This is a genomic window from Paenibacillus sp. FSL H7-0350, from assembly GCF_038593195.1.
In the GTDB taxonomy this organism is placed as follows: domain Bacteria; phylum Bacillota; class Bacilli; order Paenibacillales; family Paenibacillaceae; genus Paenibacillus_AQ.
This window is the reverse complement of the sequence record NZ_CP151972.1, coordinates 7,357,274-7,373,098: the sequence shown is the minus strand read 5'-3', so window position 1 is coordinate 7,373,098 and position 15,825 is coordinate 7,357,274. Positions and strand designations below refer to the sequence as shown.

The following is a 15,825-nucleotide window of genomic DNA, read 5'->3' as shown; positions in this document are numbered from 1 at the left end:
ATTCATAATCTTCCTTCCTATTGATAATTTCTAATAATTATAATTACGAACTGTTCGATTAACCTTCAAATTTACTCTTATGTCCACTACAAATTATAGAGATTCACTGACATGCTAACAATGATATTTACTGACCATTAATTGATCTATCCGAAGAAAGGAGAAGCCCATGCCCACAATTCACTACGTGGAATACGATGCCGCACATCCGGCCAATTTCGTCTACAGTATCCCCGAAGGACTGGACGCCTGGCTTCTTGTCCTGACCCAGACTCCCGCGGTGTTCGAAGTGGACGGTGAATTGAAGGAATTTCCCGCTCACTCTGTCGCTCTGTATCCTCCAGGGCACAACATCTATTACCGCGCCTGCTCCAAAAGATATGTCAACGACTGGGTCCGTTTCGATGCGGATGAATCCTATATCACCGAAAGCGTCCTGCCGCTCGGCAGTCCATTCTCCCTGCCCGACCCCGGATATTGCCATCAGCTGTTCCAGCTGCTGACGCTGGAGAACTCGTTCCAGAACGACTACCGGGAGCTGTCCATTGACTACCTGTTCCGCCTCTTGTTCAACAAGCTGTCCGAAGCGTCCCAGGACAAGCTGACGCCACAGTATTATAATCTGCTGGAGCTGCGCAAGACGCTGTACAGCAATCCCGGCCACCCCTGGACCGTATCCTCAATGGCCGGATATCTGCACATCAGCACCGGCTACCTCCAGACCATCTACAAATCAGCCTTCGGCATCTCCTGCATGGAGGATGTCATTCAATGCCGGATTAGGCTGGCCAAGGAGAAGCTGGGCTTCGGCCAGCACAAAATCGCCGAGATCGCCGCTCTCTGCGGCTACGCCAATGTCGAGCATTTCTGCCGCCAGTTCCGGCAGTTGACCGGCTTCTCTCCCCGCGCCTACCGGGAGCGGCTGGCTTCCAAACAACCGCTGATTCGGAAGGAGACGTAGGGGGGAATCGACATTTCAAGAATGCATGAACTGGCTGCCACAATGGCGCATTCAAGTAACATTAATAATTATATAAATTGAACTACTGGTTTTTATGTTTTAGGATTAGCCGTGACTCCAGAGAAGTTTTGGACTTCCGGCCGCTGTTGTGCTTGGATTTCCTGATTGAAACCGCTCCTCGCGGTAGAAATCCAAACACAAAGGCGGTCGCTACCGCTCCTCCAGTTCCAAAATTCCCCTCCGCCACTTTCCCTTAACTTAAGTTTTTTAGTTCAATCTATATAGTTGGAAAAACGCAACTTAATTGTGATCATTCGCAGCATCTGAAGGAAATAGTTGGATAAACGTCATTTAATTTCGCGCATTTCCTCTGCTCTGATTGATTTGCAGCAGATTAAGTGCTGTTTTTCCATCTGCTATCCGGCGACGGCTCCTCCGTTCCTCAGCAGGTGGAGAATTTCCAACTAAATCCGGCTTAAGGCCAGGAAAGCATCATGCCCAAGCTGATCCAAGGTTTCTTTAACCCCTGTAATGTTTACCTTTGCGCCATGCACCTCTAAGCCGGCCCAATGTGTTCGATTTTTCGCATACATTTGGTCCACACAGTAGAGCAGCGACCCTCCACTATCAGGAGAATCGCTGCTCTACTTAGCTTGTACCGTTGTGAGCAAGCAAGAGTATAGCCGTATTCAATGGCCTTACTCTTCTTGCCTTATAATTTCCGCCTTACTCCTCAACCCCGCCAAGCACAGGCAGCACGGCACCGTCCCGCACAAACAAGGGAATCTGCGTGAGCGGCGCGTCGATCATAATAGCCTGTCCGCCGGCATAGGCAGTGCCGGTATAGACATGGGTCCACTCTGAGCCGGACGGCAGGTACACCTTGCGCGCCCGTTCGCCCTCGCCCAACACCGGGGCGACCAGCAGATCGGGACCGAACATATACTGGTCCTCGATATCCCAGGCCGCCGGGTCCTGAGGGAAATCATAGAACAATGGACGCATAGGCGGCGTGCCCTTCTCATGTGCAGCCTCCATCAGTCCGCGGATATACGGCTTCAGACGCTCCCGCATCTGCATGAACTCCTTGAAGATGACATACGCCTCATCCCCGTAGCTCCACACCTCATTATCCGAGCCGCTTCCGCATACGCCCCCGCCCCGTGTTCCGGTAGGCTCAACAAAAGGTGAACGGTCCCCGTGCAGCCTGAATACCGGAGAGAACGCACCATACTGGAACCAGCGGACCATCAGCTCCCGGAAGGAGGCGTCTGCCGGATTGCCGCCGTGGAAGCCGCCAATGTCGGTGGTCCACCATGGAATCCCGGCCACGGCCATATTCAGTCCGGCCCGCACCTGAATGCTGAGCACCTTGAAGCTGGAGTGAATGTCTCCAGACCATACAAGCGCCCCGTAGCGCTGGCTGCCCGCCCAGGCGGTACGGACCAGATTGATAATATTCTCCTGGCCTTCAGCGGCCATGCCGTCATAGAAGGTCTGGCTGTATTTCATCGGATAGATATTGCCGATCTGCTTGCTGGAGCCGATATGATAGCGGTAGATATCATGGTCATAGACCGTCAGCTCCGGCTCCGCCTCATCGAGCCAGAAGACCTTGATCCCTTTGTCATAATAATTCTGCTTAATCAGACCCCACAGGAATTTGCGGGCCTCCGGATTCGTCGCATCGAAGATCGCGTTCTGGCCGAGGAACTGGAATTGGGTCCGCACCCCGCGGTCCGAGCGCAGCAGGTACCCTTTTTCCAGCATCTCCTTATAATTCTCGCTCTCCGTCTGGACAGTCGGCCAGACCGAGACCATCAGCTCAATGCCCAGCTCCTGCAGTTCCTGCACCATCGCCTCAGGATCAGGCCAATATTCCGGGTCGAACCGCCAGTCCCCCTGATTCGTCCAGTGGAAGAAATCAATGACAATGACGTCAAGCGGCAGCCCCCGCCGTTTATGCTCCCTCGCCACCTCCAGCAATTCCTCCTGCGTACGGTAGCGGAGCTTACATTGCCAGAACCCCATGCCATAATCCGGCATCATCGGCACGGTTCCCGTAGCCTTGGCATAAGCCTCCTCGATCTCGGCAGGCGAGTCACCGGCAGTGATCCAATAATCCAGCTGCTTGGTAGACGGGGCTGTCCATTCGGTCACATTCAGACTGAAATGCGCTTGTCCGATCGCCGGATTATGCCACAGGAACCCGTAACCGGCACTGGACAGCACGAACGGAATACTGATCTGGCTGTTGCGGTGGGTCAGCTCCAGCGAGCAGCCCTTCAGATTCAGGAAGGAATGCTGATACTGCCCCATGCCGTACAGCTTCTCTTGCGGGTCCGCTTCCAGCCGAAGCTTCACGGAGAAGTCACTGCTGCCGGGGATGGCGCTTAGCTCTCTGCCCCCGTATTTTAACTGATAGGTATCCTCCGTCTCGTTAAGGAGCAGCTTGCCATGCTGGTTATAGAAGAAGATCTGCCCCTTGTCCGTTATTTCCGCCCGGATATTCCCGTTCACAATGCTCGCGCGCTCTGGGGTAATCGATATATGACTCAGCGTCTGCACAGCAGGCAGAAGTGCCCACTGCTCATCGGTAATCTCCGCATACGAAGCCCGGATACGCAGCGAATGCTCTCCCCAAGGCTCTATCCAGACTCTCTCATGATCATATTCTCTGATTAGTCTGCCATTCTCTTCACGAAACATAGCGCGATCCCTCCAACAGTTCTATAATAAGGTTGCAACCACATTATAAAGAGTGCAAAGCCGCTATACTATACATAAAAGTACGCATCTATCATACGATATTACGATTGTGTGGAGGGATTAAGATGAGTGGAGCGTTCGAGGACAAGCCTTATCCATGGAAAAAAGAGCACACGGAAATTCCCGAGGGCCTGTTCCCCATCAATGTATTTCATATCTGCTTTCCGGACCGCAGTATTATTCCGCCTCACTGGCATGACCATCTCGAATGGATTCTCGTGACCAAGGGCCGCTTCCGCGTCCAGGTCGGCCCCCACTCCAGAGAGCTGGTGCAGGGGGAGCTTGCCTTCGTCAGCCGTCCGCAGATTCATGCGGCCTATCCGACAGAGGATGGCAGTGAGCTGTATGCGGTTGTCTACAACGAAGCATTGCTGAACGGTATACGGGACCTGACTGAGCTTCAGCATATCCGGCCGCTGCTCTCCGGTGAAATCAGGCTGCCTGCCTTCTATGGGGCGGACCAGCCGGTTACCCGCCAGATCAGAGGATGCATTGAACAGATTATTTTCAGCTACCAGAGCAAGAGTCCCGGGTATGAATTATGTATAAAAGGCGGCCTGTTCTCTTCCCTGGGTCTGGCTTATCCCCTGGCCGAGTTCACAGCACCGCCTTCCAAAAGAGACCGGCAGGAGACAGGCATCCAGCCCCTGCTGATTCACCTTAGCAACCATTTCCATGAACCGCTGACCGTGGAGGAGGCCGCACGGATCTGCTGCGTAACCCCCAACTACTTTTGTCATCTGTTCAAAAAGAACACCGGCAAGACCTTAATCGAATATGTGAACATGCTGCGGGTGCATGAGGCCAGCCGCCTGCTCCAGCTTCGCCGGTATCCGATTCAGGAGGTGGCCTTCCGGGTCGGCTTCACGGGCCTGACGTATTTCGGAAGAATATTCAAGCAGCATACATCGATGACACCCAGCGAATATGCTTCCCATTTCCAGACCCGGTCTTAATCCTGCCGGTGATAACGGAGATAATCGAAATCGGCATAGCCGCCGGGCTGCCGGGTCGCATAATTGAACAAGCCGATCCGGTAGCCCATGAAATGATCGAGCGTATATTTCATATGCAGCGTCTGCCCGATGGGATGCCAGACCTCACCGCCCCCTGAGTAGAAGAACCGGGCCTCGTCCACACCATCCTCGAAGTTGAAATCGACTCTGAGGCAGATACACTCACCCGTGAACGGGATACTCTCCACCACTTCAACGCCGTCGTCACCCTGGATACACATATCCACGGTGAACTGTCCCTGCGCTCCGGCGGCCACCTCAACCGTGCCGTACCCGGACTGAAGAGCTACCATCCCGGCCCGGTCACCTTCGTTCATGCCGCCCAGATACAGCATCGTCTCGGCACTGCAAGCCGGACCCTCCGTCCGCTGGGTCAGCGTATTGCGCGCCGTTACGACGCTATCAGCTGCCTTGCCTGTACGCAGCCGCAGACAGCCCGGCCGCTCGGTAACCGACCATAGCCCGTTATCGGGATTATGGTTCCATTGCCACTGAAGCGCCAGCCGGTTCTCCGTATAGTCGAACTCATCGCTGATTACAATCGCCTTCGGCTCATCCGCAGGCAGCTTCGTCCCGAAGCTCAGCGGAGCCTTGCCGCCATCCCCGATTACCGGCCAATCGTTCTCCCAGCTCACAGGGAATACGCAGGGAACACGTCCAACTGCCCCGTGATCCTGGAACAGCACGGCGTACCAGTCGCCGTCCTCAGTATCGATCAGCCCGCCTTGCGCTACACCGCGATTCTCGTAGCCCAGGTTATCGTCCAGAATAACCTTGCGCTCATAAGGACCGAGCAGCTCCCGGGACCGGTAGCATAGCTGGCGTCTGCGCATGTTGCCCTCTGCCGGCCATTCAATGAAGAACAGGTAATAATACCCGTCACGCTTATGGGCATGACAGCCTTCCATCCGCAGCATAATGCCCTGCCGCTCGCCTTCCAGCAGCAGCTGCTTCGTTCCGCGGCTCATCCATCCGGTCAGGTCCTCGTTCAGCTCCCGGATGCGGATATCCCCGTTGCCGTAGATCACATAATTGCGGCCGTCCTCATCCAGCAGCAGCGCCGGGTCATGGTGCAGATCCGGGATGACCGAACGCGCCCACGGTCCATGCTCGATATCCCGGGTCTGGTAGATGTAGAACTGGTCTGTATCATTGGAAGAGAAGCATACATAATAGATTCCGTTCCTGCACCGCAGCGAGGCAGCCCAGGAACCGCCGCCGTAAATCCCTTCGCCGTCCTCCAGCCGGAAGGCCGGAGTGTCCTCGAAGGTATCAAAGACGTAACTCACAATCTCCCAGTCCTTCAGATTCACCGATTTCATAATCGGACAGCCCGGCATCGAGTGCATGCTGGTGCTGACCATATAGAACACTGGACCGACCCGGATCACATCCACATCCGGGACATCTGCCCATAGTACTGGATTAGTAATGATGGCTGTATTCAATGTGCCGCCTCCTTGCTGTTAGTTATGCTGTGGTGTGAATTGCCAATGGGCCAGCTTGAACAAGTCCTTACCGCTCTCTGCTGTGAATACCAGATAGAGGTTATGCACTCCCTCCGCTCCCTGGACCACCGTCTTCAGCTCCAGCCATTCCTGCGCTCCGCCTGCCGCCGGAACCTGCAGCTTGCCGATAACTGGACCTGCCGGGTCATTCAGATGCAGCTCCAGCACGCCGCCCGCTTCCAGACTCAGGACCGAGGCCTGGAATGACTCGGCTCCGCTGCCGAAGTCTACCCCGGATAGTCCGATCCAGCCGCCGTGCTCCACATCCGTTACGGCCTGAACTCCGCCCTCGGCCAGGTATTCTGTCTTCACCCCTGCGCTCCAGCCCATCGTTGCCGCCGGAATACGCTCATACGGGTTCAACGCTGCAAGCTGCTGCACACCTTCGTAATCCGCATGGATTTCCGGAATGGAACCGTCCTCATTATGAGTCAGGCGGTTCAAATGTGTGGAGCGGTAGCCGTTCGCAATCCCTTGGGCCTTGGACAAGGTCTGGGCGTGATAAGCAATATACCAGCTGTCATGGAACTGGAAGACCGCATGATGGTTATTCCCGGATACGCCGAAGAAATGTCCCGGATTCTTCAGGATCGTGTGTTGATACGTCCAGGGACCCATCGGATGCTCACTGGTCATATAGGCGATCTCTCCCGCAGGAGGGCTGCCTTCCGGCCGCTGCCCGTCATAGAAGTTCGAGCAGTAGGTATAATAGTAGACTCCGTTCCACTTATGGATTCCGGCATCCTCGAACATGAACGGGGCCGGAATCACTTTCGCGCTGCCCACCACGCTGGTCATGTCCTCACCCAGCGGCATCACCCGTGCTGTGCCCGGCTCGGCGAACTGTCCTTCCGGGACGCCGCCTCCGAAGTAGATATACCCCTTTCCGTCATCATCTAACAGCACCGCCGGATCGAACAACCAGGTAACATCCTCTACCCCAGGTGTAGAGCGCAGAATCAGTGCCTCCCCGATCGGGTCCACCCATGGACCCACCGGACTGTCACTCGACAGAACACCGATGCCGCTGGCATTATTGGCGAAGTAGAGGAAAAACTTGTCCTTGCCGTCAATTACGGTATGAAGCGCTGCCGGTGCCCAGGACTGGGTTGCCCACTTCGCTGCACCCTCCGGTCCGGCTACGGCTATCGGACCATGATCGGTCCAGTTCACCAGGTCAGCGGACGAGATTACGGTAATCGTATTAATGCTGCTGTAGGAGTTCTCCTTCACCACACCATTCTCATCATACTCCAGCGCATCATTGGTCATATACAGATAGACTCTGTTTTCGAATACCAGGGCATAAGGATCGGCTCCGTATCTGTGTGCCACCAGCGGATTGCCGCTTGGCGGTACCTTGCCGGTAGCCTGCTTCAGTTGAGTTGTCATTTGATTCCCTCCAGATATAATAAGGTGTCCAGCTTACAATAATATTAGGATTGCGGTGCGGCCAGCTCGGCCAGCCGGGCGAATGAAGCCTTTGGCTGCTTCTGCTCATCGAACAGGAACGGCCAGTTCTTGCGTCCCCGGACGGGGAAGCCGTCCAGCCAGGTATAATCATCGGCCACGCCCCAGAAGGTCACCGAATCAATGGAGTCTCTGAATTCCAGCAGTAGGGCGAAGATCTCGGCATAACGCTCCTCCTGAAGCTTCAGCATTTCAGCTGTTGGCGCTTTCAAGTCCGTGCGTTTATCGTCATGGTTGAACACGGAGAGATCCAGCTCGGTAATGTGAATCTTGAGCCCCAGTGATGCGTAGAGCTTAAGCGCATTGCGGATTTCCTCAATGGAAGGGCCGTAGATATTCCAGTGTCCCTGCATGCCGATCCCGTGAATCGGCGTATTCTGATCCAGCAGGCTGCGTACAAGCTTGTAGATTTTGCCGCTCTTGACAGGATCGGTCTCATTATAGTCGTTGTAGAACAGCAGCGCGTCTGGGTCTGCCTGATGTGCCATTTCAAAGGCCTGACGGAGATAATCCTCGCCGATGATCTCAAGCCACTGCGTATCCCGCAGGTACTGGTCTGTTTTATCCTCAATCGCTTCATTTACTACATCCCAGGCATACGCCCGGCCCCGGTAACGGCCTACTACCGTGTTAATGTGGGTCTGCAGGCGGGCAAGCAATTGCTCTCTGCTGCAGGCTCTGCCTTCCGCATCCTGGAACATCCAGTCTCCGGTCTGGTTATGCCACAAAAGCGTATGCCCCCGGACACCGATCCCATGCGACTCTGCGAATTCGAAGATACCGTCCGCAGCCTCGAAGGTGAATTCGCCCTCCTGCGGCTGAACCAGAGCCGGCTTCATCTCATTCTCGGCGGTGATGCTGTTGTAATGCTTGGCAATGAAAGGACCCTGGGCAGCTATAATGCCAGTACTGACGGCAGCCCCTATTTTAAAGGCCTCCCGGAACATTTCATGTAATGCAGGAATTTCGCTGCTTGCTTGCTTCATTTTTGCTAACCTCCTGTATTTGACAACATTTTTTTGGACAACTCTCTCTATCATAACGCATTTGTATGCGTTTACCATCACCAAAGTAAATAGATGGACCCCAAATAAATAAATGCACCCTATTTCTTAGCTCCCTGAGCCTGTGCGCGGAACTGAACGGGCTTCAGCGCCGTCCGTTTCTCGAACTCTCTTAAGAAATGGTGATAGTGAACGTAACCGACGCTCTCCACAATGCTTCTGACTGTATCCTGAGTGTCAACGAGCCTCTGCTTGGCCGCTTCAATCCGCAGATTATGAATATACTCAAGAATGCTGATACCGTGCTTTTTAATGAAGGCTTGGCCCAGATACACCGGATTAATATAGAAATGCTCTGCAATCTCTTTGACCGTCAGATGCTCCGCATAATGATCTCTCAGGAAGCATTCCACGCGGATCAGCGGATGCTCGGAGTTACGCTCCTTGTGCTGGCGGATATAGTTCATACTGCTTCCCAGCGCCTTCTCCAGGGTGACTTGCAGGTCTTCCAGGGACTTCGGCTCGGTTCTGAAAAAATCAAGCGTGCCGATCCACTGATCGTCCGCGCCGCCGAATTCCTTCAGCAGCTCCATGCTCCGCAGCATGATATCCATGCCCGTCATCTGGACGACTCCGGGATCTGTCCGGTTCTCTTTGAACACGCTGAACAATTCGCCCAGCTTCTCCGCGGCCTTCTGCTCCTGTAGCCGCTCCACTGCGCTGATAATCTCCTCAATCAGCTCTGCGGACGGAAGCGTGTAATTCACCTGTCCCTCAGCTTCACTGGCCGAATCCACCGGGCCGCATTCGTCCGAATAGAAGTAGTGGCGGGCCGCAGCGTCTGCCGCTTCGCGGTAGGAGACCGGCAGCTCGCGGAGGGAGCGCACACTTGGTCCAATGCTGACCGAACCCTTTACTCCGCTGATGGTCAGCCCGGCGTATAGCTGCTCCGCCAGCCCCGCCGCCGCCCCCGAGCTCTCCACGACCAGCCCGGCCTGATCCCCGGGGAGATCAATGAACATCGCACCAGCCGGTCCGGCCAGCTCCCTGCACAGCTCCGTAATCCGGCTGCTATGACCCTCCACATGAACATACGTCCAGCCCGTGGCCGTCTCATCCAGGCGGTCCATCTGCTCAGCTGCTTCTTCATCCGGCTCCGCCCAGTGCCCCTCAAGCATGCGCGCAATTGCAAGCGGCAGCAGCCGGCTGGTCAGCATGCTCTGCTGCATGGTCTGCTTAAGGCGCAGCTCCAGCTCATCCGTAATGTCCGTAAGCACCTTATCCCATTCCGCATCCATGACCGGCTTCAGCAGGTAATGTCTTACCCCGTAACGGATGGCTGTTCTGGCATACTCAAATTCGCCGTAGCCGCTAAGCACGATGAAGACCGGCTGCTCCATATCAAGGCTGCGTACGCGCCGGATCAGCTCAAGCCCGTCGATCTCGGGCATGCGGATATCCGTAATCACCAGATCGGGCGAGCTGCGGATAATGGCAGCCAGCGCTTCCTCCCCGTTCTCACAGGCGCCGCATACCTCGAAGCCCAGCTCCTCCCAGTCAGTCAGCGTCCGCAGCCCCTCTAAGGCAATCGTCTCATCATCAGCAAGCACTACTTTATACATGAGCTCCCTCCCCTATCGGAACCAGACTCAAATCCTCGGGAATCTGGATGGTAATGACCGTGCGTTCGTATTCGATGCTCTCAATACTGAATCCAGCCCTGCCGTCATAGTACAGCATGAGGCGTTTGTACACATTGCGGAGCCCGACATTCTGTCCCGTATCCTCTTCTGTCTCCAGATGGGACTTGATCCATTCCAGCTTCTCCTTCTCAATTCCTTTACCGTTATCAGTCACCATAATCAGCAGACCTGTCTCATTCCGCGAAGCGGACACGTGAATTTCCCTTGCCCATTTGACCGACTGCAGACCATGCTTGCAGGAATTCTCCACCAGAGCCTGTATACTCATCTTGGGAATCCGGCAGTTCAGCACCTCAGGCGCAATATCCAGCACATAAGAGAACCGGTTCTGGAAGCGGAACTTCTCAATCTGCAGATACATCTCGATGAAGGATACTTCCTCCTCCACCGTAATGAGATCATCCTTCCAGCTGAGCAGCCTGCGCATAATCAGGGCCAGATTGCGGATGACATCGGTAACCTGTTCATATTTATACTTCTTACAGATGACCAGGATCGCATTCAGCGTATTAAAAAGGAAATGAGGGTCCACCTGGCTCTCCAGATATTTCAGCTCCGCCCGCACCCGTTCCAGCTCCAGATCCTTCTTCTGAATCTCCAGCTTGTAGACATCATTGATCAGATTGCGGATTTTGCCGGTCATCAGATTGAAGCTGCGGATCAGACCGCCGATCTCATCTTTCCCTTCATACATATCAATGCTCTCGAATTGCTCATATTTGACCTGCTTCATATGTTTGTAGAGCAGCCGTACCCGCAGATTGTAGGAACGTATAATGACGATCATGAGCAGCGTGGGAAGGATGATTGTCAGCAGGAGCAGAATCAGCGAGTTCCTGAGCGCACTCTCCATCTCATGGTTGATCTTACGTCCTTCGGGAGTGCCAACCAGCCGCCAGCCCTTGGTGTAGGCCGCACTGCTGAGCGCCCGGACAATCTGCTTGGGCGCCTGGTCAAGGCTGGTGTCCACATTCAGCAAGGCACTGCCATCCAGTGAGGAGAAGGAACGGTTCGAGTCCAGTACGACCCGGTTCTTCTCATCCAGCAGCTTGAAATCCAGATAGTCACGCTCCTTCTGGAAGAGGTCCTGCACATTGTTCAGCCGCAGATCAATCCTCAGATACTTCGTGTAGGGCTGGCCCGTGAAGTTATCCAGCTTGCGGATCAGGCTGACGAGCACTTCCTGCTGCGGCGGATTCAGCGGGTTGGTTCCCTGATAAGAAGTGAGCAGCACCTTACCTGTGCTGCTTGAGATTTTGCGGTACCATTCACTCTGTTTATCCGCGTACGAAAGAATGAAGTAGCTGTTGCCGTTCTGGATGGTCGGATTAGAGGTATATATGCCCATCCAGGAAATATAGGAGTGGAGCGTGCTGTACTGCCGCAGCTTATCCTTCAGAGAATCATTATAGGCATCATAATAAGCCTCATTATCCGGGTAGGCGTAATCCATCATCTCCATGTAGGGCCGGTCCGCAGCCACAGTATTGCTGATCGCCACACATTCGTTCACGATCTGCATCAGGTCATAGGCCACCCGGTCTACCGAAATCTCCAGATTATCCCTCTCCCGTGCCTCCACATTACGGCTGATCTGCACATAAAAGAGGGCATTGATGCTAAGTATGGGGACAAGCACACACAGTAAGTAGATGAACAAAAACTTGTATTTGAGCGGAATATCATTGATGAAGGCAGATGGCTTCCGGTTATTCTTCATGCAGGCCCCTCCTCCCTCTTGAATTAACTCTTCTTGTACACGGAAGGTGTAACTCCGTTAAGCGCCTTGAACTTGGCGGCGAACACATCGGCGTCTGAATAGCCCACTCTGCTTGAGATGTCCGAAATTCCCATATCGGTCCGGCGCAGCAGCTTCTTCGCCTCTTCAATACGGTATTCATGGAGATAATCGTTAAAAGAACTGCCGTAGTATTTCTTGAACCGCTGTCCCAGGTAGGCCGAGTTCACATGCAGATGCTTGGCAATATCCTGCAGCTTCAGCTTCTCCTGATAATGCCCGCGGACATACTCGATCGCTGCAGCCACAATCTGATCCTCCGCCCTGCCGTCCGCAGCCGCTGCGAACCACTCTGCAGCCTCACACAGCTCCTCCTCTATCTGACGCTCAAGCAGCGGCAGACAATTGGCTGTATGGCGGGACGGGAACCATTTCTGCACCCACTGCGCATAGTCGCCCCCTCTGGCGGTAATTTCACGTAGCAGCTCTGCTTTGATATTAGCCAGAAAAGCGTCGATCCATGAGCTGGAAGCCACCTCTGCCGAGAAAATCTTGAACACCTCGCCAAGCTGATCCGTGAGATGCAGGGCCTTCCCTTCGGTGACGGATTGCAGCAGCGATCGTCTCAGCTCTGCCGGAAGCATGGCCATCTGTGTCTTATCCTGCTTCTCGAAGAAGCCGGCTCCCCCGCCCCCCGGACCATACGGTCTGCACAGCTCAGCAGCCAGCGCCTCTTGGTATGCCGTATTCAGAGCCTCCGGGCCCTGATGCTGAAGACTTGCTGTGAAAAAGACCGGCGCGCTGTACAGTGGCCGCATCTCCTCCATCCACCGGGTAAGCAGTGCCCGGTCAAGCGCCGGTCCTTCCTGCGGGGACACCAGCAGATAGCCGTGCTTCCCGCTTCCTGCGGTGAACGGATAGACCGCAAGGCTGCGCAGCAGTTCATTGCCACTCATGGCGGCGACCTGCTCACGCATCTGCATACTGTCCGGCGCTGCTCCATGGACCAGAATACAGCATAGCCGCGAGGCGGGGGAGATCCCCAGCGTCTTCAGCCCCTGCTCCCGCTCCTCCTCCGTATTCTCCCGCATCAGGAGCCGGGATACCATATCCTCCTGCATCAGAGCCGAGAGCGCATCACGCCGAGAGGACGCCTTGCGTTCTTTAAGGATCTGTGCCGTAACCGTCTGCACCGCCTCCGTCAGCTCCGTTTCATCCAGAGGCTTGGTCAAGTAATTCGCTACTCCGTATTTCAGGGCCCGCTTGGCATACTCAAAGTCAGCATAGCCGCTAAAAATAATAAACTTCGGCCGAAAATCGCTTTCAGAGGTTCTTCGGATGAGCTCAAGGCCGTCGATGACCGGCATACGTACATCGGTGATGACCAGGTCAGGGCGGGTGCTGCCGATCAGCTGCAGCGCATCCTCCCCGTCCAGCGCCTCGCCGCATACTTCATAATTTAGTGCCTCCCAGTCGACCAGGAAGCGGAGCCCTTCCAGCATAATCGGCTCATCGTCGGCAAACAGTACCTTAAGCATGGAATCACCATCTTTATATAAGTAGTTGGAGCCCGGCAGGACTCCATATGATGGAACAGGAGAAACCGCTTCGGCTGCACCCGAAACGGTTATAGTATACATATTTTCCTTACTATAATACGTATTGACAATTACTCTTTTACGCTACCCAGGTTCAATCCTACCACGAAATACTTCTGCAAGAAAGGGTAGACGAACAGAATCGGAACCGCTGTAACGATCGTAATGGCTGCACGCATGGAGGCTGGCGTAACCAGCGACTGGACCTGATTGTTCTGGCCTCCCGCAAGCATCGACGGATCATTGTTCGCACTCATAATGGAGCCAAGCATCTTCATCATTTCATATTGCAGCGTGCTAAGCTTGATATCCGAGGAGGCATAGAGGAATGTGTCAAACCAGGAATTCCATGAGCCTACCGCGATAAACAGTGCGACAGTTGCCAGTACAGGCGTACAGAGCGGGAAGATGATTTTCCAGAAAATTCTGAATTCTCCTGCCCCGTCGATCTTCGCCGATTCGGTAAGGCTGAACGGAAGCCCGCGGATATAGGTCCGCATGATAATAAGGTTGAACGCGCTGACCAGACTCGGCAGGATATAGACCATGAAGTTATGCAGCAGGCCCATATTCTTGATCAGGAAGTAGTTCGGGATCAGCCCGGCATTGAAATACATAGTCAGGATGAACAGCAGGCCGATCTTTTTGCGGAAAATATATTGCGGCTGCGCCAGTGCATAAGCGAGCATCGTTGTAAGGAATACACCGAGCACCGTTGAAATTATAGTACGGGATACCGAGATAAATGCAGCATGATAAATTGTTCCTGATATAAAGACCGCCCGGTAATTCTCCAGCGTCCATACACGGGGCCAGAGGTAGATCCCCCCGGTAAGCGTGTCACTGCCGTCATTGAAGGACACCGCCAGCGTCTGGAGGAACGGATAGAGCGTGACAGTAACCACAAAGAGCATAAATATCGTGTTGAATGTATGAAATACAACCGGCTCAATCCGGCTTGAACCTTTGGTCCCGGCTTTCATATGGGCTTCCTCCTCTATAGTAATCGCTCTTCGCCGAGGCGTTTTGCGACATTGTTTGCGATGAATACGAGAATGACACTGACAATCGTTTTGAAGATCCCTGCGGCCGTAGCCAGCGAGTAGTTACCCATAGCCAGACCATACTTCACTACAAAGATATCAATGGTTTGCGAGTAGTCCACAGTAAGTCCGTTGCCCAGCAGATATTGAAGCTCGAAGCCGGCATCCAGAATATGTCCAATGTTCATAATCAGCAAAATAACGAATGTAGCCTTAATTCCCGGAAGCGTGATATAACGCATCTTTTGAAAACGTTTCGCGCCGTCAATGGAAGCTGCCTCGTACAGGGAAGGATCGATGGAGGTAATGGCCGCCAGATAAATGATCGTACCCCAGCCCACCTCTTTCCACACGTTCGACGCCCCGATGATGCCCCAGAAGTATTTCCCTTCACTGAGCCACATAATCGGATCTTTAATCAGGTGAAGCTTCATTAGAACGACATTGACAATCCCGCCATCGATGGAGAGTGAAGTGGATACAATCCCCGCAGCGATAACCATGGACAGAAAGTGCGGCAAATAAGAAATCGACTGAACGGCACGCTTGAAGAACTTGAGCTTGATCTCATTCAGCAGCAGAGCCAGACCTATAGCCGTAACCGTACCCAGTACAAGGTTAATGAAACTCATGGCAATGGTATTGCGAAGCACCAGCATAAAGGTATCATCAGAGAATAAAAACTTGAATTGCTGCAAGCCTACCCATTCCTGCTGGCCAAAGGACACCGCCGGGCGGTAATTCTGAAAGGCCATCAGCCAGCCCCAGATGGGAACATAGTTGAAGATAATCAGATAGAGTGCAATGGGCACGGACATAAAAATAAGCTGTTTCTGTGTTTTCAGTGTTTTCCAGCTGAGTTCCACACCGATTTCCGGATCGATTTTGCTTTTTCGGGTCTTCTGTTTTTTGACCTGTTTGTCCAGTACGGCATCAGACATGTTGTTTCCCTCCTGTAAAAATCATTCTCTCCACGTTGTCCTATTCACGCATTCCTATTTAGGAAGAGCGGGAA

At 53.8% G+C, this 15,825-nt stretch carries 11 protein-coding genes; 2 read left to right on the top strand and 9 right to left on the bottom strand.

Translation table 11 applies throughout. The features are described 5' to 3' along the window. Nucleotides 1-169: 169 nt before the first annotated feature. On the top strand, nucleotides 170-961 hold the full coding sequence (locus NYE24_RS32955; protein WP_036693436.1) for an AraC family transcriptional regulator: 792 nt from the start codon (nucleotides 170-172) through the stop codon (nucleotides 959-961). A gap of 726 nt (nucleotides 962-1,687) precedes the next feature. Here the strand turns inward: NYE24_RS32955 and NYE24_RS32950 are convergent. Further along, a complete protein-coding gene (locus tag NYE24_RS32950) occupies nucleotides 1,688-3,670 on the bottom strand; it encodes a glycoside hydrolase family 31 protein (protein ID WP_076157367.1) in 1,983 nt (660 codons plus the stop codon). 125 nt (nucleotides 3,671-3,795) lie between these two features. Here NYE24_RS32950 and NYE24_RS32945 point away from each other — a divergent pair, with 125 nt between their 5' ends. Continuing rightward, nucleotides 3,796-4,686 (top strand): AraC family transcriptional regulator, encoded by an 891-nt coding sequence (locus tag NYE24_RS32945; protein ID WP_036693440.1) that lies wholly within the window; start codon nucleotides 3,796-3,798, stop codon nucleotides 4,684-4,686. On the opposite strand, the gene NYE24_RS32940 is transcribed toward NYE24_RS32945, so the two are convergent. The 8 genes from NYE24_RS32940 to NYE24_RS32905 all read right to left on the bottom strand — a co-directional run bounded on the left by NYE24_RS32940 (nucleotide 4,683) and on the right by NYE24_RS32905 (nucleotide 15,751). Beyond that, complete coding sequence (locus tag NYE24_RS32940; RefSeq protein WP_341024360.1) at nucleotides 4,683-6,194, bottom strand: glycoside hydrolase 43 family protein; 1,512 nt, start codon at nucleotides 6,192-6,194, stop codon at nucleotides 4,683-4,685. The two genes, NYE24_RS32945 and NYE24_RS32940, sit on opposite strands and share 4 nt — an antisense overlap. Before the next feature lie 18 nt (nucleotides 6,195-6,212). Next, on the bottom strand, nucleotides 6,213-7,646 hold the full coding sequence (locus tag NYE24_RS32935; protein WP_036693445.1) for a glycoside hydrolase family 43 protein: 1,434 nt from the start codon (nucleotides 7,644-7,646) through the stop codon (nucleotides 6,213-6,215). A 44-nt stretch (nucleotides 7,647-7,690) separates the two neighbouring features. Beyond that, complete coding sequence (locus NYE24_RS32930; protein WP_036693447.1) at nucleotides 7,691-8,710, bottom strand: endo-1,4-beta-xylanase; 1,020 nt, start codon at nucleotides 8,708-8,710, stop codon at nucleotides 7,691-7,693. 119 nt (nucleotides 8,711-8,829) lie between these two features. Continuing rightward, the gene (locus tag NYE24_RS32925; protein WP_051493317.1) at nucleotides 8,830-10,350 is read right to left on the bottom strand and encodes a response regulator; all 1,521 of its coding nucleotides are present in this window, start codon (nucleotides 10,348-10,350) and stop codon (nucleotides 8,830-8,832) included. After that, nucleotides 10,343-12,151 (bottom strand): histidine kinase, encoded by a 1,809-nt coding sequence (locus tag NYE24_RS32920; RefSeq protein ID WP_341024353.1) that lies wholly within the window; start codon nucleotides 12,149-12,151, stop codon nucleotides 10,343-10,345. The genes NYE24_RS32925 and NYE24_RS32920 overlap by 8 nt, the downstream gene beginning before the upstream one ends. Before the next feature lie 23 nt (nucleotides 12,152-12,174). Then, nucleotides 12,175-13,707 (bottom strand): response regulator transcription factor, encoded by a 1,533-nt coding sequence (locus NYE24_RS32915; protein WP_156949572.1) that lies wholly within the window; start codon nucleotides 13,705-13,707, stop codon nucleotides 12,175-12,177. A 131-nt stretch (nucleotides 13,708-13,838) separates the two neighbouring features. After that, complete coding sequence (locus tag NYE24_RS32910; protein ID WP_036693452.1) at nucleotides 13,839-14,750, bottom strand: carbohydrate ABC transporter permease; 912 nt, start codon at nucleotides 14,748-14,750, stop codon at nucleotides 13,839-13,841. A 14-nt stretch (nucleotides 14,751-14,764) separates the two neighbouring features. Beyond that, on the bottom strand, nucleotides 14,765-15,751 hold the full coding sequence (locus NYE24_RS32905) for an ABC transporter permease subunit (RefSeq protein WP_036693453.1): 987 nt from the start codon (nucleotides 15,749-15,751) through the stop codon (nucleotides 14,765-14,767). Between the last annotated feature and the right edge of the window lie 74 nt (nucleotides 15,752-15,825).

What these genes read in the sequence shown, in the direction of transcription:
- NYE24_RS32915 (WP_156949572.1), bottom strand. Translation starts at nt 13,707, where the DNA reads ATGCTTAAGGTACTGTTTGCCGACGATGAGCCGATTATGCTGGAAGGG.
- NYE24_RS32935 (WP_036693445.1), bottom strand. Translation starts at nt 7,646, where the DNA reads ATGACAACTCAACTGAAGCAGGCTACCGGCAAGGTACCGCCAAGCGGC.
- NYE24_RS32905 (WP_036693453.1), bottom strand. Translation starts at nt 15,751, where the DNA reads ATGTCTGATGCCGTACTGGACAAACAGGTCAAAAAACAGAAGACCCGA.
- NYE24_RS32945 (WP_036693440.1), top strand. Translation starts at nt 3,796, where the DNA reads ATGAGTGGAGCGTTCGAGGACAAGCCTTATCCATGGAAAAAAGAGCAC.
- NYE24_RS32950 (WP_076157367.1), bottom strand. Translation starts at nt 3,670, where the DNA reads ATGTTTCGTGAAGAGAATGGCAGACTAATCAGAGAATATGATCATGAG.
- NYE24_RS32910 (WP_036693452.1), bottom strand. Translation starts at nt 14,750, where the DNA reads ATGAAAGCCGGGACCAAAGGTTCAAGCCGGATTGAGCCGGTTGTATTT.
- NYE24_RS32955 (WP_036693436.1), top strand. Translation starts at nt 170, where the DNA reads ATGCCCACAATTCACTACGTGGAATACGATGCCGCACATCCGGCCAAT.
- NYE24_RS32925 (WP_051493317.1), bottom strand. Translation starts at nt 10,350, where the DNA reads ATGTATAAAGTAGTGCTTGCTGATGATGAGACGATTGCCTTAGAGGGG.
- NYE24_RS32920 (WP_341024353.1), bottom strand. Translation starts at nt 12,151, where the DNA reads ATGAAGAATAACCGGAAGCCATCTGCCTTCATCAATGATATTCCGCTC.
- NYE24_RS32930 (WP_036693447.1), bottom strand. Translation starts at nt 8,710, where the DNA reads ATGAAGCAAGCAAGCAGCGAAATTCCTGCATTACATGAAATGTTCCGG.